The sequence below is a fragment of the Citrobacter sp. Ca225 genome (assembly GCF_030337175.1).
Taxonomy (GTDB): Bacteria; Pseudomonadota; Gammaproteobacteria; order Enterobacterales; family Enterobacteriaceae; genus Citrobacter_A; species Citrobacter_A amalonaticus.
On the sequence record NZ_JAOWCD010000090.1, the window covers coordinates 42,116 to 61,880 of the forward strand.

A 19,765-nucleotide genomic window follows, 5' to 3' on the forward strand; every position below is an offset into this window, starting at 1 on the left:
AGTAGAGTTTTTTAACGCTATACCCTAAATAGTCCGAGTTGCAGGAAGCCAACACACCTGCAGCTTGAAGTATGACGGGTGTATAATCAGTACCATTTGCAGGGCATCTTGCGCAACCCTTTAAGAACAGGGCTTTTCGCTGAAATATTGCATAATAACGCGAATTTATCGGGTTTATATTGCATAACTATTTGTTATGGAAAGATTTTTAAATCTGCGTTTTTGAATTATAACTGTCGTGAATTATTTTGGCGGCGAGGTTCATTTGCCTGTTTTTTAAACAGATAAATCGCGCAAAAACACAAATCTATTTCTGTCGGTTCTGTAATAACTTTGCCATATTTATCGAGTCTATCAGCTGCGCACGATTCACCCGCGGCGAATTCAAATCCAGGACTTTTTGCCACTGCAAAATCGCCTGTTTGTAATCCGCCTGCATAAATGCATCCGACGCCAGTAGCATCAGCGCAGTCACTTCCCCGGCATCCAGCGCCAGCGCCTTATCAATCATCTCGCGGGTCGCCGGCGTCATGTGCTGCCCGGCCTGGTAGTAGAGCACGGTCGCCAGCGCCGAATAGATCTCCGCATTCTCTCCACGGTTACGCAGCGCCTGATCATAAGCCAGCAGCGCATTATCGTAATCATTGCGCCACAGATAATACTCGCCGAGGAGCGCCCACTTTTCGCTGTCCTGTGGGTTGGCGCGAATCTGTTTTTGCAGGGCTATCAGTTTGGCCTCCGGCGTCGCGGTTTCTGCGAATTCATGCAGCGGATCGGCCAGTCGTCGTTGTTCGTCTCGCACGGCCTGCCATTTCGGCGACAGCAGATAGCCGCACAGACAGACGATGACCATCAGCACTGCCGCCAGAGTCAGTCGTCTGACAGGCATCGGGCGTGACGGTTCAGGTTGTCTCATCGTTGCCCCCTTTTCGCCTGCTGACGCGCCACAAAATCCCTCCAACCAGCAGCAACAGCAGGCACGGCAATGCCCACAGCAGCAGCGTCTGCCCGGTGAGCGGCGGGTTATAGCGGACAAAATCACCGTACCGCGCAGTCATCCAGGCGGTGATTTCAGCTTCATCTTTCCCTTCTGCCACCATCGTATAGACCTGGTGGCGCATGCTGACCGCAACCGGCGCATTGGATTCCAGCAAGTTTTGATTCTGGCACTGCGGACAGCGAAGCTGGCTGGCAATCGACAACGCCTTTTCCTGCTGCTGTGGGTTCTCAAAAGCCCAGGTATCAACCACCTGAGCGTGAGCGGAAAAGGAGATAACCAGCAGTAAGATAAACGCAATGATGGTGCCTGATGACGCTGCGCTTATCAGGCCTGCGCCGTGCTTAAACCATGCGCCGCCATCCGGCAATCCCCCCGACAAAAACCGCGGTTCATTACGCATCGCGCTTTCTCCCACGCCAGCCGCTGAGCAGCGCCCCGGCAATCATCAACAGCCCCCCGCCCCAAATCCAGCGCACGCCGCTTTGCACATACAGGCGCAGGGCATACCGCTCCTCGCCCGTTTTTTCACCCATCACCGCATACCAGTCATGAAGCAGATCCCAGTGCATGCCAGGTTCCATCATTTGCTGGCGACGGGCGGAATAAAAGCGCCGCTCGGGCGTCAGGCTACCTATTCGTTTCTCGCCCTGCCACAGCGTAATAAGCGCCTTTTCGGTGGTGTAGTTCCCTTTCGCGGCCAGATCCAGCCGTTCAAAGCGGAAGGTGTAACCCGCCAGTTCAACCTGCTGACCTGGGCTCAGGTTAAGGCTTACCTCCTGACGACTGCCGCTGGAGAAGAGGATCCCCGCGGCAAAAACCAGCACACCTGCGTGCGCCAGCAGCGCCGGAAGCTGGCGGTGTACGGCCCTCTTCCGGCTTCTGACCATCGCTGTCACGATTACCACCAACATCAGCAAGCCAAACGGCAAGGTGGCGCGGTTAAAATAGGGCGCGCCAACGGAGAGTCGCCCCCAGCCCAGCAGGCCATAAATCATCGGGTAGAGCGTTCCAATCAGTACGATCAGCAGCACCGCGCAAAAGAGCAGCAGCGCTGCCAGAATCAGCATTTCGCGTGACCAGCCGCTCAGACGAACGGCCTGTTGGTTAGCCCGCGCGCGCCAGCCGTACAAGCCGAGCGCGGCCAGACTCAGAATGGCAAAGAGGGCAAACAGCGGCACGGCGCGCACATTATCCAGCGCAAAAGCGTGTACAGAAACGAGAATACCGGAACGGACAATCAGCGTGCCCAGCAAAGAGAGGATAAGCGTAACAATGGCCAGCAGTAGCGACCAGTGGCGAAAAATGCCGCGTTCACGCGACACATACAGGCTGTGCAGCAGCGCACTGGCAGAAAGCCAGGGTAATAAAGACGCGTTTTCCACCGGGTCCCAGAACCACCAGCCGCCCCACCCCAGTTCGCAATAGGCCCACCATGAACCGAGAATGATGCCAAGCGTCAGCGCACACCAACCGGGCAGCGCCCAGCGCCAGCACACCCAGGCGGTCAACGTCGTGAAATCACCGCGCAGCAACGACGCCAGCTTGAGTCCCCACGACAACAGGCTGTGACTATGTTGGGCCACATAGATAACGGAGAAATCGCTGGTCAGAAAGCAAAACACCAGAATCAAGAAGGCGAGCAGCAGGCACGCAAATTGCGCCCAGACGCCCACGCTCGCCAGACGCATTACGCTCTGCCAGCGCTGGCGTTCACCTGCCAGTACGGCAAGCGGGGTCAACACGTTGACCCCGAGGCTGAATAACAGTGCCAGAAAACCGGCTTCAGGAAGGAGTACGTCCAGAAATCACCTTTCCCTCACAGCCATGCTTATGCAACCGTGAGCTGTCCAGCATAAAGAATGAAAAAGCGCAGTAACAGCACGCCCGTCAGGCTGGCACCACAGACCGCCAGCACACCATGAAACGTCGAACCGCGGTTGGCCCAGGGTTTCAGTAACATTGGAACGATCAGTCCCAGCCCCGCGACGCCGAGCCAGAACCACCAGGTCCAGAAGCCACCACCCAGTGCCGCCGACAGCGCGCGCATTTTGCCGTCATCGCCCAGAGCCAGCCCCACAAAGAAGGCGGCCAGCAGGAAGATCTCCAGCCACACCACCGGGGTTTCCACACGGTGAATAAAATGCGCCTCGGTACTGTGCGGATTACCACGCTGACGTAATGCCATCGCAATCAGCGCCACCGCCGCACCGGAGGAGATCCCGGAAAACAGGAACAGCACCGGCAGGATCGGGTTATTCAGGAACGGATAGGATTTCAGTACCGAAAGCAGGAAACCGGTGTAGGCGCCCAGCAGCACCGCCAGTACTAACATTAGCGTTTCGAGTCCACGGTTGAACGGCGTTAACAGCGTCAACACTTTCTGCACCAGTCCCAGACGGGGGAACCAACGCTGTTGCAGAGCCATCACCTCTTTTTGAAAGATGATGGCCAGCCACAGAATCAGCACCACCATATAAAGCTGGAATAGCAGAACCCCCATCGACATCACCGACGTAAAGCTATAGTGGAACATCAGCTTCCAGAAGGTCCAGGGACGCGTCAGGTGGAAGATCAGAATCAGCAGGCCGAGAATAATCGCCCCCGGCCCCACGACCAGCGTGGTGCGCAGCAGCGTACTGTCCGCTCCCCCCGCCTCCGGATGGTAACGGCGCAGCAGGATTGACAGCGTCACCAGTCCGGCAGAGATGCCGATCAGAAACAGATAGATGGCGATGGGCCAGTCCCACACCAGCGATTCAAAGTGGAAAGCAGATGCGTTTGTCATTGGCTCACCTCCCCATATTTAAAGGGAACGCGGTAGACCTTCGGTTTGGTACCCAGCGCCAGCTTGTAGCGATAGGTGGTTTTCTGCCGCAGCAGCCGGGAAATATCGCTGTCAGGATCGTCCAGATTACCAAACGTCAGCGCCTTCGTCGGGCAAGACTCGACGCAGGCAGGCAGTTTGCCCGCTTTCAGATTGGTTTTACGGCAAAAATCGCATTTATCCGCTGTTTTCGTGACCGGATGGATAAAGCGCACGCGGTACGGACACGCGGCGATGCAGTACTGACAGCCGACGCAGAGATCCGGGTTCACATCCACGATGCCATTCGCGGCATCGCGATACGACGCCCCGGTCGGGCAGACGTCAACGCACGGCGCGTGATCGCAGTGCTGGCACGAATGGCGGAAGAAGCGGTACTTCACATCCGGAAACGTGCCCAGCGGTTCGCTGCGAATGATGGTCAGTCGCGACACGCCTTCCGGCACATTGTTGACTTCCCGACAGGCATCCATACAGGCGGTACAGCCGATGCATAATGATTCATCATGCACCATGCCGTATCGCACGCCGTTGATATTCAACGTTTTCGCCACCACGCGTCCTGCAGTACCGCTGACGGCCACCAGCGCGCCGACGCCGGTGATGAACTGGCGACGAGAGCAACTCATGGATGCTCCTTAAGCAAGGGCACAGACGCCGGATTAAAGTTCGGGTTGTTACGCTGATCGCTGTGGCAATCGACGCAAATCTTAACTCGTCCTTTATCGCTTAACGTCTGCATCGTGTCTTGCTTCGGATGCAGCGAATGACAACTGGCGCAGGCCACTTTAGTCACGTGGACATCGTGCGGCCAGAACGCTTTTTGCAACTGTTCAGGCAAGTGGCAGGACAGACAAACGCTGTTCTGCTGCTCCACGTTATACATCGGCTCGTTAAAGCGCATCACATCCTTCGCCCCTTCACGGTGCTGAGGCGATGGCTTGCCATGACAGTTAGTACAGGTGACCGGCAGTTTATTGTTCGGATTGGTCACGGACGCATGCTTACCATGCATCCCTTCGGTATCCGGCTTGTGACAGTCCAGACACGCGGCATCCGGGCTACGCTGTGGCGTCACCTCCCAGCGTTCCGATTCCTGCGGCGTTGGCGTGGCGGTTATTCCACTCAGGCTCCATAACAGACCTGACGCCAGCACCCCAGCAGTTAATAACGAACGTAATACGCTCATATTCACTCCGTTGAGTTATCCGCCCCTTGCGAGGCGGAATGGGGTTATTGGCTTAACAAACCGTTTTTACGCGCCTGTTCTTCCCACTGCGGGATCACCGTTTTGATAAAGTCCTGTTTATCGGCGTTAATCTGCTGCATGTTCAGACCAATGGCCGCCTGGGCTTTCTCTTTGGTGGAGATATCCGGAATTGCGATTTCATGGGTGATGCCTTTGGTTGCCAACAGACGCGCCAGCTTAGTCCGCGCATCGGCGGCTTTGTCCATCGCGATACCTAACATCCGCAGACCTTCTTCCGGGGCGTGCATATGGATACCGTGAGAGGCAATGGCCAGATCCCAGCGCCACTGCGCGTGACGGATATCGCTCAGAATCGGCTTCATTTCCGCTTCCGTTGCGCCCGCATCCCAGGCCGCTTTCGCTTCGAAGTGCGCACGAACCAGTTGATCTTCAACTTTGATTTTCAGCCCATTGATTGCCTTCTTACGCTCAGCGACCACGTTTTGCAGAGAGGCTTTGTCCTGGGTATGGCAGTTCGCACAGGTTTGCGGGAAGTTGTCGAACGGATTGCCAATCTTATGATCGGTATAGAGTTTTCCTTCGGCGTTCTGCACTTTCGGCATATGACAGTCAATACAGGTCACATTGTTTTTGCCGTGAATACCCACGCTCCAGGTTTCATATTCCGGATGCTGTGCTTTCAGCATCGGCGCTTTTGACAGCGAGTTGGTCCAGTCAGAGAAGGTAATGGCGTCATAGTATTTCTCCATGTCTTCGACTTTCATGCCGTCATCCCACGGGAACTTCACGGCTTTGTCTTTGCCGTCAAAATAATATTCAACGTGGCATTGCCCGCAAACCATCGACTGCTGGTCGAAACGACCGGCTTTATCGAATGGCTTACCGATGGTCTCCATCGCACGTTCCGCATACGGACGAGACAACGTCAGCTCAGGTTTACCTTTCGCAAAGTCAGGTGACGCCGTGTTATGGCAGTCGCCGCAGCCCAGGTTATTCACGATTTCCGGGCCGCCGCGCGCCCATTTGCCGTGGAAGTAGCCATCTTCACCGTCTTTCTGGATCAAACGCGCCACGTCCGGGCTTTTACAGCTCCAGCAGGCCATCGGCAATGGACCGTCTTCAGCGTTTTTTGGGGCACCGGTACGTAAGGTTTCACGCACGTCGGTCACCGCATAGGCGTGCCCACGCGGTTTGTTGTAATCACGGGAGAACGGATATCCCGCCCACAAGATCACCAGACGGGGATCTTCCGCTAACGCGTCTTCACGTTTTGATTGCTCTGAAGTCGCTTTCCATGAGAGGTATTGATCGGGATGCTGAGGGGCGAAGACTTCATTCTTCGCTTCAACGGTAACTGATTTTGCGGGTTCGGGCGTTTGCTCAGCATAAACCGCAGAAATGAAAAACAGCGGTACGATCAGGCTGAAGAAACGACGTGCGCGTAGTGTAATCCTTGCCATAGAGGTCTCATCCAGATTGCGCCATTGCGTTCAATGACGGTTCTTTTTTATTCTATCCATGACGATAACCACACACAGCCATGACATTGCCCTAATCTAGATGTAACAAAAAACCACACTCAAAATGTTGTCTTTAATCAATTGTAAGTGTATGTAAAATACCACTTTAGAGTTAGTCAAGCCGTTTTTTCTCTACTCCTTTCCTCTTTTTCGACCTCGATCACCGTTCGTGAATAATTAACATAACCCTCTGTAACGGAAAGATTTTACCAACTTTTGTTGGTTTCCTTCAAAAAACGTATTGCCGTTAATTTGCACAATTCCTGTATTGCGTGATCTGTCGCGCAAAAGCTAAACAAAACTGTCAAAGCCCCTACATTTAACGTTTGTGAGACATATTATTAACATCCTACAAGGAGAACAAAAGCCATGAGCCAAATTCACAAACACGCTATTCCCGCAAACATTGCGGATCGTTGCCTGATAAATCCGGAGCAGTACGAAGCGAAGTATCAACAATCTATTAACGAGCCAGATACCTTCTGGGGCGAGCAGGGAAAAATTCTCGACTGGATCACGCCGTACCAGAAAGTGAAGAACACCTCTTTCGCACCGGGCAATGTCTCCATTAAATGGTATGAGGACGGCACGCTGAACCTGGCGGCCAACTGTCTCGACCGCCACCTGCAGGAAAATGGCGAACGCACCGCCATCATCTGGGAAGGCGATGACGCCTCGCAGAGCAAACATATTAGCTATCGCGAACTGCATCGCGATGTCTGCCGTTTCGCCAATACGCTGCAGGATCTGGGGATTAAAAAAGGCGATGTGGTGGCGATCTATATGCCAATGGTGCCAGAGGCCGCCGTCGCGATGCTGGCCTGCGCCCGCATTGGTGCCATACATTCGGTGATCTTCGGCGGTTTCTCGCCGGAAGCGGTCGCCGGTCGCATCATTGATTCCAGTTCGAAGCTGGTGATTACCGCTGATGAAGGCGTGCGCGCTGGTCGCAGCATTCCGCTGAAGAAAAACGTCGACGATGCGCTGAAAAACCCGAACGTGAAAACCATCGAGCATGTGGTTGTACTCAAGCGCACCGGCGGCAACATCGAGTGGCAGGAAGGTCGCGACCTGTGGTGGAGCGATCTGATTGAAAAAGCCAGCCCTGAGCATCAACCCGCAGAGATGAACGCCGAAGATCCGCTGTTCATCCTCTATACCTCGGGCTCCACCGGTAAACCGAAGGGCGTGTTGCACACCACCGGCGGCTATCTGGTATATGCCGCAACGACCTTTAAATATGTGTTTGATTACCATCCGGGCGATATCTACTGGTGCACCGCCGATGTGGGTTGGGTTACCGGACATAGCTACCTGCTGTATGGGCCGCTGGCCTGCGGCGCTACCACGCTGATGTTTGAAGGCGTGCCGAACTGGCCGACGCCGGCGCGCATGAGCCAGGTGGTGGATAAGCATAAGGTCAATATTCTCTACACCGCGCCGACGGCGATCCGCGCCCTGATGGCGGAAGGCGATAAGGCGATTGAGGGCACTGACCGCTCATCGCTGCGCATTCTGGGATCGGTTGGCGAGCCGATCAACCCGGAAGCGTGGGAGTGGTACTGGAAAAAGATCGGTAACGAAAAATGCCCGGTGGTGGATACCTGGTGGCAGACCGAAACCGGTGGCTTCATGATCACCCCGCTGCCGGGCGCAACCGAACTGAAAGCGGGTTCCGCTACCCGCCCGTTCTTCGGCGTGCAGCCGGCGCTGGTGGATAACGAAGGCCATCCGCAGGAAGGGGCCACCGAAGGCAACCTGGTGATCACCGACTCCTGGCCTGGACAGGCGCGTACGCTGTTCGGCGATCATGAACGCTTTGAGCAAACCTACTTCTCAACCTTTAAAAACATGTACTTCAGCGGCGATGGCGCGCGTCGTGACGAAGACGGTTACTACTGGATCACCGGGCGCGTTGACGACGTGCTGAACGTCTCCGGTCACCGTCTGGGCACGGCGGAAATTGAATCCGCGCTGGTGGCGCATCCCAAGATTGCCGAAGCGGCGGTGGTCGGCATTCCGCATAACATCAAGGGCCAGGCGATTTATGCCTATGTGACGCTGAATCACGGCGAAGAGCCGTCGCCTGAACTGTACGCCGACGTGCGCAACTGGGTACGTAAAGAGATTGGCCCGCTGGCGACGCCAGACGTGCTGCACTGGACCGACTCACTGCCAAAAACCCGTTCCGGCAAAATCATGCGCCGTATTTTGCGCAAGATCGCGGCGGGCGATACCAGCAATCTGGGCGATACCTCGACGCTCGCCGATCCTGGCGTGGTAGAGAAGCTGCTCGAAGAGAAGCAGGCCATCGCGATGCCATCATAATAAAAAGATGCCGGATGGCGTTGCGCTGATCCGGCCTACGCCCCTACAAGTTCTGACCCTACCCTCTCTTCATTGGGAGGGGAAATATAAAAACCTCCCCAAAGGATTTCGTGTCACAGGAAGGCGGCAAGCGAGCACATCCCCGGTCACATCGTTCACTATGTGACTGGGGTGGGCAAGTGCGGCCAACGCATCTGTGGCATGAAAGACTCAGGGGGCCTCTGGAGACTCTGTGATGAATGACACCATTTATCAGCGGATAGAAGACAGTGCGCGTTTCAGGGAATTAGTTGAAAAAAGGCAACGGTTTGCCACGATACTGTCGATCATCATGCTGGTGGTCTATATCAGCTTTATTTTACTGATTGCTTTTGCGCCTGGCTGGCTGGGAACCCCGCTTCATGAGGGAACCAGCGTCACCCGGGGTATTCCGATTGGCGTGGGGGTGATTCTGATCTCTTTCGTTCTGACCGGCATCTACATCTGGCGAGCGAACGGCGAATTTGACCGTCTGAACAAGGCAGTACTGCACGAGGTTAACGCATTATGAAGAGAGTCCTGACGGCGCTTGCCGCCACACTACCCTTCGCGGCCAACGCGGCGGATGCCATTAGCGGTGCAGTACAACGCCAGCCAACCAACTGGCAGGCGATTGTCATGTTTCTGATTTTCGTTGTGTTTACGCTGGGTATTACGTACTGGGCCTCTAAACGCGTACGTTCACGCAGCGACTACTATACGGCGGGCGGAAATATCACCGGCTTCCAGAACGGACTGGCGATTGCGGGCGATTACATGTCGGCGGCGTCGTTCCTCGGGATCTCCGCACTGGTGTTTACCTCCGGCTATGACGGGTTGATCTACTCGCTGGGCTTCCTCGTCGGCTGGCCGATCATCCTGTTCCTGATCGCCGAGCGTCTGCGTAACCTCGGTCGCTATACCTTTGCCGATGTGGCCTCTTATCGCCTGAAGCAAGGCCCGATCCGTATTCTGTCGGCCTGCGGTTCGCTGGTGGTGGTTGCCCTTTATCTGATTGCACAGATGGTCGGTGCGGGCAAACTGATTGAACTGCTGTTCGGCCTGAACTACCACATTGCGGTGGTGCTGGTCGGCGTGCTGATGATGATGTACGTGCTGTTCGGCGGCATGCTGGCAACCACGTGGGTGCAGATCATCAAAGCCGTGCTGCTGCTGTTCGGCGCCAGCTTTATGGCCTTTATGGTGATGAAGCACGTCGGCTTTAGCTTCAATAACCTGTTCACCGAAGCGATGGCGGTTCACCCGAAAGGCTCTGCGATTATGAGCCCAGGCGGGTTGGTGAAAGACCCAATCTCCGCGCTTTCACTGGGGCTCGGCCTGATGTTTGGTACGGCAGGCCTGCCGCACATCCTGATGCGTTTCTTCACGGTCAGCGATGCCCGCGAAGCGCGTAAGAGCGTGTTCTATGCCACCGGTTTTATGGGTTATTTCTACATCCTGACCTTCATCATCGGCTTTGGCGCCATCATGCTGGTCGGTGCCAATCCGGCGTATAAAGACGCGGCGGGCGCATTGATTGGCGGGAACAACATGGCGGCGGTACATTTGGCGAATGCGGTGGGCGGTAACCTGTTCCTCGGCTTTATTTCCGCCGTGGCGTTCGCCACCATTCTGGCGGTCGTCGCTGGTCTCACGCTGGCGGGTGCATCTGCGGTTTCTCACGATCTGTATGCGAACGTGTTCCGTAAAGGGGCGACCGAACGTGAAGAGTTGCGGGTGTCGAAAATCACCGTGCTGGTGCTGGGCGTGATTGCGATTATTCTCGGCGTGCTGTTCGAGAATCAAAACATCGCTTTCATGGTGGGTCTGGCGTTTGCTATCGCCGCGAGCTGCAACTTCCCGATCATCCTGCTTTCCATGTACTGGTCGAAGCTGACCACGCGTGGCGCGATGATGGGCGGCTGGTTGGGTCTGCTGACGGCCGTCGTGCTGATGGTTCTTGGCCCCACCATTTGGGTACAAATCCTCGGCCACGAAAAAGCTATCTTCCCGTATGAATACCCGGCGCTGTTCTCCATTACCGTGGCATTCCTGGGGATCTGGTTCTTCTCTGCCACGGATAACTCGACAGAAGGGAATCGCGAGCGTGAGCAGTTCCGTGCTCAGTTTATCCGTTCCCAGACGGGCTTCGGCGTCGAACAAGGCCGTGCCCACTAATCGACATGCTTTTCCCCGGTCACGCTGACCGGGGATCCATTATCAGAACATCAGCCTTGCCACCAGCGGGGCGACCAGCACCATCACCACACCAGAAAGCATCATCACCAGGCTGGCAACCACGCCCTCCTGCTGACCAAGCTCATACGAACGCGCCGTTCCTGCGCCGTGCGACGCCGCGCCAAATCCTGCGCCTTTCGCCATCCCTTCACGAATCGACAGACGTAAAAACAGCGCATCCCCGACCGCCATGCCAAAGACGCCGGTCACCACCACGAACAGCGCCACTAAATCCGGCTGCCCACCCAATGGTTCAGCCGCCGCAAGGGCAAACGGCGTGGTCACCGAACGCACCGCCAGGCTGCGCTGAATTTCGTCCGGCAGGGTAAATAAGCGCGCCAGCCAGACGGAACTGGTCACCGCGACCACCGTTGCCGTCACCACGCCTGCGGTCAGTGACATCCAGTGACGTTTGATGATGGCGAAATTGTCGTAAACCGGCACGGCAAAAGCGATCGTTGCCGGGCCAAGCAGCCACAACAGCCAATGGGATTCACCGATATAGCTTTGCCAGGAGATATGCCCCAACACCAGCATCAACACCAGCAGCGCGGGCGTGAGGACCAGCGGCATCAACGGCAGCTTACGAAAACGACGGTACAGACGTTTATTGGCGAAATAGATAACCAGCGTAATCGCCAGGCAGAGCACGCTGAGCTGGAGATTAGTCACGGTTTAACCTGCTTATCTCATAGCGATAGACCTTATCCACCACCCATGCCGTGGCACCGAGCACCATTAGCGTACTGATCGCAATGACCGAAAAAATCCGCCAGCCGTCCACCAGCAGCAGATGGGCATAGTTCACCACCGCCACGACCGCCGGAACAAAAAACAGCAGCATCTCCGCCAGTAGCCAGCGCGCCCCGGCGCGAACCCAGCTCAGCGGCAGGATGCGACAGACAATCAGCGCCAGCATCAACACCATCCCCACCAGATTGGCCGGTAACGGCAGATGCAGCCAGGAGACAAGATATTGCGCAACGATAAACAAACCTGCATACAGCAGTACCTGAACCGGAACCTGAAGTCGTTGCAAAACGGCAGGCGTAACGCGGCTTATCGCCACAGCCATGAGGGAACATCCTGAAAAATAATAGGGAACGCCAGTATAGAGAGACCCCGCCGATGACTGAAATGAATTAAAATCATTACAGGCATAGTCGGAAGGAATACTCATGGATATCAGAACGCTGCGTTATTTTGTTGAAGTGGTGCGCCAACAGAGCTTCACCCGCGCAGCAGAGAAGCTCTTTGTCACCCAACCGACCATCAGCAAGATGTTGAAAAATCTGGAAGATGAACTGAACTGTACGCTTCTGATCCGCGACGGCCGCAAGCTATTGCTCACCGATACCGGTCGCGTGGTGTTTGAACGCGGGCTGGCGATTCTGGCCGAGTTTCGTCAACTGGAAGCCGAACTGGGCGACATCAACCATCTCAACAAAGGGCTGCTGCGCCTTGGCATTCCGCCGATGGTCGGCATGCTGATGGCCGGACCGATCGGCCTGTTTCGCCAGCGTTACCCCGGCGTAGAGCTCAAGGTTTCCGAGTTTGGCGGGTTAACGGTGCAGCAGGCGGTGATGAATGGTGAACTGGACGTTGCGATGACCGCGCTACCCGTGGAAGAAGAAAGTGGTCTGGCGACGTTACCCGTATTCAGCCACCCCCTGTGCGTACTGGTGCCACGTTCCGGTCAGTGGACCACCTGCCAGTCCGTATCGCCAGAAGCGCTGGCCGAGCATCCGCTGTTAATCTACAACGAAGATTTCGCCCTGAGCCGCCAGTTAATGCAGTTGTTCAGTGAGCATGACGTCAAGCCGCGTATCGCGGTACGCAGCGGACAGTGGGACTTTCTTGCGGCGATGGTGCAGGCGGGCGTGGGGATTGCCATTCTGCCGGAGCCCATCTGCGAACGGCTGGACAAAAATACGCTGCGCTGGATCCCGCTGGAAAGCGAGTTGCGCTGGCAGTTGGGGATGATTTGGCGCGAAGGGGTGTATCTCTCACACAGCGCCAAAGCGTGGTTATCGTGCTGCGAAGGTTTTTGGGCGGAGCAAGTGCCCTCAGTTGCCCGTTAAGCATCCCGCCATCGGTGGCCTGTGCGATATCGATTTGCGCAGAAGTGATGGTTTACCGCCATGCGGTGACAGGTCTGAATGTTCAGGGACTGAAAACCCATGCGCGCAAGATCGGTCTGATGAGGTATATCCCGGCCTGACGCAGGTAAGATCCGCCTGCTATTCGCTGAAAGTACAAAAAACCGCCTTAAAATGCCGAAATGACCATCCTCTCGTAGTGCCGGTTTGTCTGCTGGCGTACCAATAAAAAATGGTCAAATTTCAACCACCACATTCCAGGGCTGAAAAAATTCAATTTCCTGTATGTGAACAGTAGGCCGGGCATGACGTTAGCCGCTGCCCGGCAAACAGGCGAGACAAAAAGCCCCTTATCTAATCCAGATTGTCAGCAAAATAATGATGAATGCGATAATCACCACCCGGATAAAGACTTTATCCAGCGATCCTCTGTGCATCGCGCCCCCCTTTCAGAACAAGATTTGCCAGATTGCTAACAGCAGCACCAGCAGCCCCATCAGGAAAAATATCAGCGCGACGATAGTGTCCGGAGAACGGTTCATCTCAGCGCCTCCTTATCATCAGAACCACTGACCGAAACGTTTGATATAGAAACGCTTCATGCCCTGCGCCACCAGGCAATAGCTGAGCAGCGTCGCGACCAGCCACGGGAAGTAGCTTAGCGGCAGCGGCTCCAGCCCGACCATCGCTCCCACTGGCGAGAACGGAACGTAGATCCCGATCGCCATAATCACCGCGGTAGTGAGTAGCACCGGCAACGTCGCCCGACTCTGAATAAACGGAATTTTCTGCGTTCTCAGCATATGCACGACCAGCGTTTGCGACAGCAGCCCTTCAATAAACCACCCGGACTGGAACAGCGCCTGGGCTTCGACGTTATTCGCCGCAAACACGTACCACATCAGCGCGAAGGTGGTGATATCAAAAATAGACGACGTCGGTCCAATCCACAGCATAAAACGGCCGATGTTCTTCGCATCCCACTTGCGCGGTTTGCGCAAAAATTCGTTGTCCATTTTGTCCCACGGCAGCGAGAGCTGAGAGAGATCGTACATCAGGTTCTGTATCAGCAGATGAATCGCCAGCATCGGCAGGAACGGAATAAACGCGCTGGCCACCAGTACCGAAAAGACGTTGCCGAAGTTAGAACTGGCGGTCATATTCAGATATTTAATGATGTTGCCGAAGGTCTCACGGCCTTTGATCACCCCTTCTTCCAGCACCATCAGATCCTTTTCCAGCAGGATGATATCCGATGCCTCTTTGGCGATATCTGCCGCGCTGTCGACCGAAATGCCTACATCCGCATCGCGCAGGGCCGGCGCATCATTGATGCCGTCGCCGAGAAAACCGACGGTGTGCCCGTTTTTCTGCAGCATTTTCAGGATGCGCAACTTCTGCAGCGGCGTCAGTTTGGCGAATACCGCGCGCTTTTCCACTTCGCGCTCCAGTTCATTATCCGTCATCGCTTCAATCTGGGCCCCGGTCAGGATGCCGTGGGCATCAATGCCCACTTCCAGGCAAATACGCGCCGTAACCACCGGATTATCGCCGGTCAGGACTTTCACCGCCACGCCGTTGTCGCGCAGCGCGGCAATGGCTTTTCCCGCGCTCTCTTTCGGCGGATCGAGGAAAGTCAACATCCCTTCAACCGTCAGTCCCTGCTCATCGGCGGTGCACAGCGGCGTGGTCAGAGCGGAGTCATCCAGCTTGCGAGTTGCGACCAGCAGCACGCGGAAGCCCTGGGCGTTATAATCCTTCGTTTTGGCTAACAGCAGATCGCGTCGGGTTTCATCCAGCGCCACAACGTTATCGCCTTCACGAAGATGCGTGGCGACCATCAGCATCTCTTCGACAGCGCCTTTGCAGATCAGACTTTTGTCACCGTGGCGAACATCTTCCACCGAAACCGATACCCGACGGCGTACAAAATCAAACGGCAGTTCATCCAGTTTGACAAAACGCTCTTTGGTCGCTGACGCAATCCTGCCCTCGCCAAAGCGCAGCACCGCCCGGTCCATCAGGTTGCGCGCCCCGCTCTGGCTACTGCTATTCAGCCAGGCCAGCGTCAGCACCCGGTCGCTCTCATGACCGCTGACATCAAGGTGATGCTCAAGAATGATATTGTCCTGAGTCAGCGTGCCGGTTTTATCGGTACACAGCACGTCCATCGCGCCAAAGTTCTGAATGGCATTCAGCCGCTTGACGATCACTTTGCGCCGCGACATGGCGATAGCGCCTTTCGCCAGGTTAGAGCTGACGATCATCGGCAGCATTTCCGGCGTCAGGCCAACCGCTACCGCCAGGGCAAACAGCGAGGCCTCAACCCAGTCACCTTTGCTGAAGCCGTTAATCAGCAGCACAATCGGTACCATCACCAGCATAAATCGAATCAACAGCCAGCTGACGCTGTTTACCCCGCGGTCGAACGCCGTCTGGGTACGCGTGCCAACGATGGATTTCGCCAGCGAGCCAAACCAGGTACGGTTTCCGGTGGCCACCACCACCGCCTGCGCCCTGCCGCTGGTCACGTTAGTGCCCATCAGACAGATATTGCCCATCTCCAGCAGGCTTTTATTTTTGTTCGGCTCAGGAAGCCTGTCACACCCTTTGCCGGAAACGCTGGCCAGAACATCATACTTCTCAACCGGCAGCGACTCGCCGCTGAGTATCGACTGACTAACAAACAGGTCCCGGGACTCCAGCAAACGGACGTCCGCCGGAACCAGATCCCCTGCTGCCAGGAAGATGATGTCACCGGGCACCAGCTCCTCAATGGCAATCTCCTCCTGCACCGACCCCAGATTCCCGGGACCGCGACGCAGCACGGTAGCCGTGGTGCGGACCATGGATTTCAGCGCCTGCGCCGCTTTGTTGGTACGAAACTCCTGCCAGAAACGCAATAACCCGCTCAGGCTAACCATCGTGACGATAATGATGATCCCGGTCAGATCGGTCTCTTCGCCGTTACGCAGCGGTAGCCAGTAATCGGTCACGAAGCTGACGGCGGCCAGCGCCATCAGGACATAGATAAACGGGTTATTGAATGCCTGCAAAAGCTGGATCAATGCTGGCGGCGCCTGCTCATGCGCCACTTCATTGCGGCCATATTCATCCAGTCGTTCAAGGGCATCTTCGTTGGTGAGCCCGTGGCGACTGCTGTTTAACCGCGCCAGCGTATGATCCGGGCTGTTAAATGCCTCGGTTTCAATGGCGAAGCTTTTTTTATGCTGCTTATCATTTTCTGACGCAGACCGGTTTATTTTCCGGTTTACTATTTTCATGTCAGTCATGATTAATCCTCAAATTTAAGACGTCGTTATCCCTGCATAAATGATTTATGCATAATTCATTTTTACGTTATTAAACGCTTATTACTTTAATTGCCTGGGAATATTCATCATTCCCTCCTTAGACAAATGATTGTCGGAGTAGAATAGCCGCGAGGTTAACTCCCCTCGACACACCAGCGGACTGACGTAATGTTTTCGTCCCCGCCAACTCTTGACATAATAAGGTCTCGCGCTTTGCGGCAGTCGGTATTACCCACCAGTTCGATGCGAATTTCTTTATGCCCTTGTTCTTTTGCTGCTGTTGACACCAGTCCCTGAAGGCTGAGCGTCATCTCTTTACTGATATTAAGCAATAGCTGACGAATCGCGTTTTCATATTCGCTTTGACAGACAATATTCAGAACGTAGCATTTCTCTTCTTCTGTCGCGCCGGGGATCTGATTAATTCTCTGCGCCGCTTCGCGCAGTAGAATATTGGCGCAGAGGATTATCAGCGTTGCCGCCGCCGCTTGCCAGAACTGGCCCAGTCCACACAGCACGCCAATCGCCGCAGAGCACCACAAGGTTGCAGCGGTATTCAGGCCGCGCACGTTCATGCCTTCACGCATGATGACGCCGGCACCGAGAAAACCAATTCCGGAAACCACCTGCGCGGCAATACGTCCAGGGCTGTCCGGAGAGGTTGAAATGGAGCTCAGAATAAAAACCGCCGCGCCGGTGGCGACCAGCGCGTTAGTGCGCAGGCCGGCCATACGCTGACGCCACTGTCTTTCAGCGCCAATCAGCGCGCCCAATAGCATCGCAGCGAGTAAATTTGCGATATAAGGAAACATCAACATAGCTTCCTCCATTTATGTTGGAAGAATTAACTACGTGCTTTATTAAGCACACGACGAATTGTCGCCGGAAAGGCGATTAACGTCGCGTTGACGGTGGAGGGAATAATGTATTTTTAAACATGAACATGACGATTATCCTCGCAGCCATGCTGCGTTATTCTTTATGGGATGCAATCGTCTGGATGAGGAGATTGCTGCCCGCCGGTAGGCAAGCAGCGCAGAAAAAATTACGTCAGCTTGCCTTTATGTATAAATAAGGGTGACTGTCCAACATATTTCTCCTGTGTGAATTTGTGCTCATTATAATCATTCAATTATTCGAGTAAAGTTAAAATCTCGCTTTAGTGACGATTTGTTTAGAATGACCTTAATGCGCAAAGCCCACCCCGGCGCGAACCGGGGTTAATTCACTAATCAAAGACGTCATTAATTATCGACGTCACGATCGCTGCTATCAGCACCTAATCCTGCCCTACCATGCACCAATCATAGCGGGATAGAACTAAGCAGCCTGAAGGCTGCAAATTTAAAATCTGCCGTCTCCCGGTCCTGTTGTTGCCATACACTACGCGGGATACGTATGACCTGACTACTTTTCTACAGACTGAAAATCGGTATGGCTCAGAATGACGTCGTTTCGCTCACCAGGCGATTCCAGGACATATCCGTCAGGGATTCGACGGTCCGCTGAATCTGCCGCCCGGGTCGATGCCCGGTAAGCGTAGCGCCACCGGGCAACATGACGGTGTTACTGATTTTCGATCAGTAACGCTTCCAGCAGGTCGAGATCGTGCAGCAGTTTTTGCAGCGTTTCATTGCTGATTTCACGCGTGGCGCGCAGGTGATACAGCTCCGCCCGCTCTGAACGCAGCGCCGCGAGACGGAAGCGGCGTTCCAGATTCTCTTCCTGGAGCGAACTCTCAACATCGTTACGCCCGTCGGCACGACGCCGCAGGTTACCGATGACGCGGGAACTCACCTCGGTCAGCAGCTGATTATCAATGTTCTCTTCGGTATCCGCCGCCAGACGCTCTTCCATCTTCTGAATGGCGACAATCGCCACCTCCGCCGTCGCCGCGCGGGCAATCCGCTCCTCTTTCAGTTGCTGAGAATGATCGGCCACTTCCAGATGTTGCAGCAGAATCGGCAGCATAATCACGCCGACAAACAGCGAGAACAGAATCACGCCAGCGGCCAGGAAGACCAGTTCGTAGCGCGCCGGGAAGACGTTGCCATCTGGCAGCAGCAGCGGGATAGACAGGACACCCGCGAGGGTGATAGCCCCGCGAACGCCCGCAAAGGAGGCGATCAAAATTTCCCGTGTCGTCCAGGAGCCAAACTCCATCGGTTTCTTTTTCAGGAAACGCATGCTGAAGTTTTTCATCGTCCACAGCCAGCCGAAACGCACCAGCATCAGCGCCACATAAATCAGAATGATATCGGTAAATAGCATCCAGATTTCCACGTTCGGATCGGCCTCCGCTGCCACCAGCGACGACTCGAGAATGCCCGGCAGTTGCAGGCCCAACAGCAAAAAGACCATGCCGTTAAACACAAACTCAAGCATCGCCCAGGTGCTGTTGGCGCGCAGACGCATCGCCAGCGGCGCACGGCGCATCACCCCGGAGCGGGTGATGGTCATCCCGGCGGCGACCGCCGCGAGGATCCCGGAGACGCCGATATGTTCTGCGATCAGGTACGATGCGAACGGCAGCAGGAACAGCAGGACGATTTGCGTCGCTGGCTCATCGCCGCCCCAGCGGCTGAGAAAGCGCAGCGAGCGACCGTACAGCCAACTGACCACAAAGCCCGCGAGGATACCGCCGATCGCCACCTTAAAGAACTCCACCGTCGCGCCGCCGACGGTAAACACCATCGTGCCCATCGCCACCGCAACGGCAAATTTCAAAGATACCAGACCGGAGGCGTCATTCATCAGCGCCTCACCTTGCAGGATGCCCATGATTTTCTTAGGGATCCGCCCTTCACCGACAATACCGGAAAGCGCAACCGCATCGGTTGGCGACAGCACGGCAGCCAGCGCAAAGGCCGGAATCAACGGAATGCCCGGCACCAGCCAGTAAATCAGAAAACCAATCCCGACCACGGTGACCAGCACCAGCGCCAGCGCCAGACCGAAAATCTCTCGCCCATGTTCAAGAAATTCTCGCGTTGGCGTCTTCCAGCCATCCGCAAACAGCAGCGGCGGGATAAACAGGACCAGAAACAGTTCGGGGTCAAATTCTACGTGCAGACCAAACGTGGGCCACGCCAACAGCGCGCCAATAGCAATCTGCATGAGGGGTAAGGGGAGCTGGAAGGGCAATACGCGCGTAAATACCCCGGACAGCGAGACCACAAGGGTCATGATGAGTATTGTGAAGAAGATTTCCATG

Annotated in this window: 17 protein-coding genes and 1 pseudogene; 5 read left to right on the forward strand and 13 right to left on the reverse strand. The window is 55.4% G+C overall.

Annotation, left to right across the window (positions count from 1 at the left end; all coding sequences use genetic code 11):
• Positions 1-307: 307 nt before the first annotated feature.
• From nrfG to nrfA, 6 genes and pseudogenes are all read right to left on the reverse strand, one after another.
• A complete protein-coding gene (nrfG, locus tag OGW13_RS16890) occupies positions 308-916 on the reverse strand; it encodes a heme lyase NrfEFG subunit NrfG (RefSeq protein ID WP_044264103.1) in 609 nt (202 codons plus the stop codon).
• Positions 903-2,802 (reverse strand): annotated as a pseudogene (nrfF, locus tag OGW13_RS16895) (heme lyase NrfEFG subunit NrfF). The gene nrfG and the pseudogene nrfF overlap by 14 nt, the downstream one beginning before the upstream one ends.
• Before the next feature lie 26 nt (positions 2,803-2,828).
• Positions 2,829-3,785 carry a cytochrome c nitrite reductase subunit NrfD gene (nrfD, locus tag OGW13_RS16900; protein WP_042999064.1) on the reverse strand — a complete coding sequence of 319 codons (957 nt, stop codon included), beginning with the start codon at positions 3,783-3,785 and terminating at the stop codon, positions 2,829-2,831.
• Positions 3,782-4,453, reverse strand: coding sequence for a cytochrome c nitrite reductase Fe-S protein (gene nrfC, locus OGW13_RS16905; RefSeq protein ID WP_042999063.1), 672 nt, complete (start codon positions 4,451-4,453; stop codon positions 3,782-3,784). Before nrfC ends, nrfD begins: the two co-directional genes overlap by 4 nt.
• On the reverse strand, positions 4,450-5,013 hold the full coding sequence (nrfB, locus tag OGW13_RS16910; RefSeq protein WP_042999062.1) for a cytochrome c nitrite reductase pentaheme subunit: 564 nt from the start codon (positions 5,011-5,013) through the stop codon (positions 4,450-4,452). Before nrfB ends, nrfC begins: the two co-directional genes overlap by 4 nt.
• Before the next feature lie 44 nt (positions 5,014-5,057).
• Positions 5,058-6,494, reverse strand: coding sequence for an ammonia-forming nitrite reductase cytochrome c552 subunit (gene nrfA / locus OGW13_RS16915; protein ID WP_042999061.1), 1,437 nt, complete (start codon positions 6,492-6,494; stop codon positions 5,058-5,060).
• Between the two features lie 429 nt (positions 6,495-6,923).
• Here nrfA and acs point away from each other — a divergent pair, with 429 nt between their 5' ends.
• The 3 genes from acs (at position 6,924) to actP (ending at position 11,078) form a co-directional block, all read left to right on the forward strand.
• On the forward strand, positions 6,924-8,882 hold the full coding sequence (acs, locus tag OGW13_RS16920) for an acetate--CoA ligase (protein WP_044257356.1): 1,959 nt from the start codon (positions 6,924-6,926) through the stop codon (positions 8,880-8,882).
• A gap of 235 nt (positions 8,883-9,117) precedes the next feature.
• Positions 9,118-9,432 (forward strand): DUF485 domain-containing protein, encoded by a 315-nt coding sequence (locus OGW13_RS16925; protein ID WP_042999058.1) that lies wholly within the window; start codon positions 9,118-9,120, stop codon positions 9,430-9,432.
• Positions 9,429-11,078, forward strand: a complete 1,650-nt coding sequence (gene actP, locus OGW13_RS16930; RefSeq protein WP_042999057.1) for a cation/acetate symporter ActP — start codon at positions 9,429-9,431, stop codon at positions 11,076-11,078. The genes OGW13_RS16925 and actP overlap by 4 nt, the downstream gene beginning before the upstream one ends.
• A gap of 42 nt (positions 11,079-11,120) precedes the next feature.
• Here actP and OGW13_RS16935 read toward each other — a convergent pair whose 3' ends face one another.
• Together OGW13_RS16935 and OGW13_RS16940 are read right to left on the reverse strand one after the other, a co-directional pair.
• Positions 11,121-11,810: an LrgB family protein gene (locus tag OGW13_RS16935; protein ID WP_044257358.1), complete on the reverse strand. Its 690-nt coding sequence runs from the start codon at positions 11,808-11,810 to the stop codon at positions 11,121-11,123.
• The gene (locus OGW13_RS16940) at positions 11,803-12,213 is read right to left on the reverse strand and encodes a CidA/LrgA family protein (RefSeq protein ID WP_042999055.1); all 411 of its coding nucleotides are present in this window, start codon (positions 12,211-12,213) and stop codon (positions 11,803-11,805) included. Before OGW13_RS16940 ends, OGW13_RS16935 begins: the two co-directional genes overlap by 8 nt.
• 103 nt (positions 12,214-12,316) lie before the next feature.
• Here OGW13_RS16940 and OGW13_RS16945 point away from each other — a divergent pair, with 103 nt between their 5' ends.
• Positions 12,317-13,219: a LysR family transcriptional regulator gene (locus tag OGW13_RS16945; RefSeq protein ID WP_042999054.1), complete on the forward strand. Its 903-nt coding sequence runs from the start codon at positions 12,317-12,319 to the stop codon at positions 13,217-13,219.
• A 368-nt stretch (positions 13,220-13,587) separates the two neighbouring features.
• Here the strand turns inward: OGW13_RS16945 and mgtU are convergent, their stop codons facing one another.
• From mgtU to OGW13_RS16970, 4 genes are all read right to left on the reverse strand, one after another.
• Positions 13,588-13,674 (reverse strand): magnesium transporter protection protein MgtU, encoded by an 87-nt coding sequence (gene mgtU / locus OGW13_RS16955; RefSeq protein WP_252869633.1) that lies wholly within the window; start codon positions 13,672-13,674, stop codon positions 13,588-13,590.
• Positions 13,675-13,686: 12 nt separating this feature from the next.
• Entirely contained in the window at positions 13,687-13,779 is a 93-nt protein-coding gene (gene mgtR / locus OGW13_RS16960; protein ID WP_094030729.1) for a protein MgtR, read from the reverse strand.
• Positions 13,780-13,797: 18 nt separating this feature from the next.
• Positions 13,798-16,530, reverse strand: coding sequence for a magnesium-translocating P-type ATPase (mgtA, locus tag OGW13_RS16965; protein ID WP_287116310.1), 2,733 nt, complete (start codon positions 16,528-16,530; stop codon positions 13,798-13,800).
• Between the two features lie 155 nt (positions 16,531-16,685).
• Entirely contained in the window at positions 16,686-17,381 is a 696-nt protein-coding gene (locus tag OGW13_RS16970; protein WP_042999052.1) for an MgtC family protein, read from the reverse strand.
• Between the two features lie 107 nt (positions 17,382-17,488).
• Here OGW13_RS16970 and OGW13_RS16975 point away from each other — a divergent pair, with 107 nt between their 5' ends.
• Entirely contained in the window at positions 17,489-17,626 is a 138-nt protein-coding gene (locus tag OGW13_RS16975; RefSeq protein ID WP_155273573.1) for a hypothetical protein, read from the forward strand.
• 491 nt (positions 17,627-18,117) lie between these two features.
• Here the strand turns inward: OGW13_RS16975 and OGW13_RS16980 are convergent, their stop codons facing one another.
• Positions 18,118-19,764, reverse strand: coding sequence for a Na+/H+ antiporter (locus tag OGW13_RS16980; protein ID WP_042999051.1), 1,647 nt, complete (start codon positions 19,762-19,764; stop codon positions 18,118-18,120).
• Between the last annotated feature and the right edge of the window lies 1 nt (position 19,765).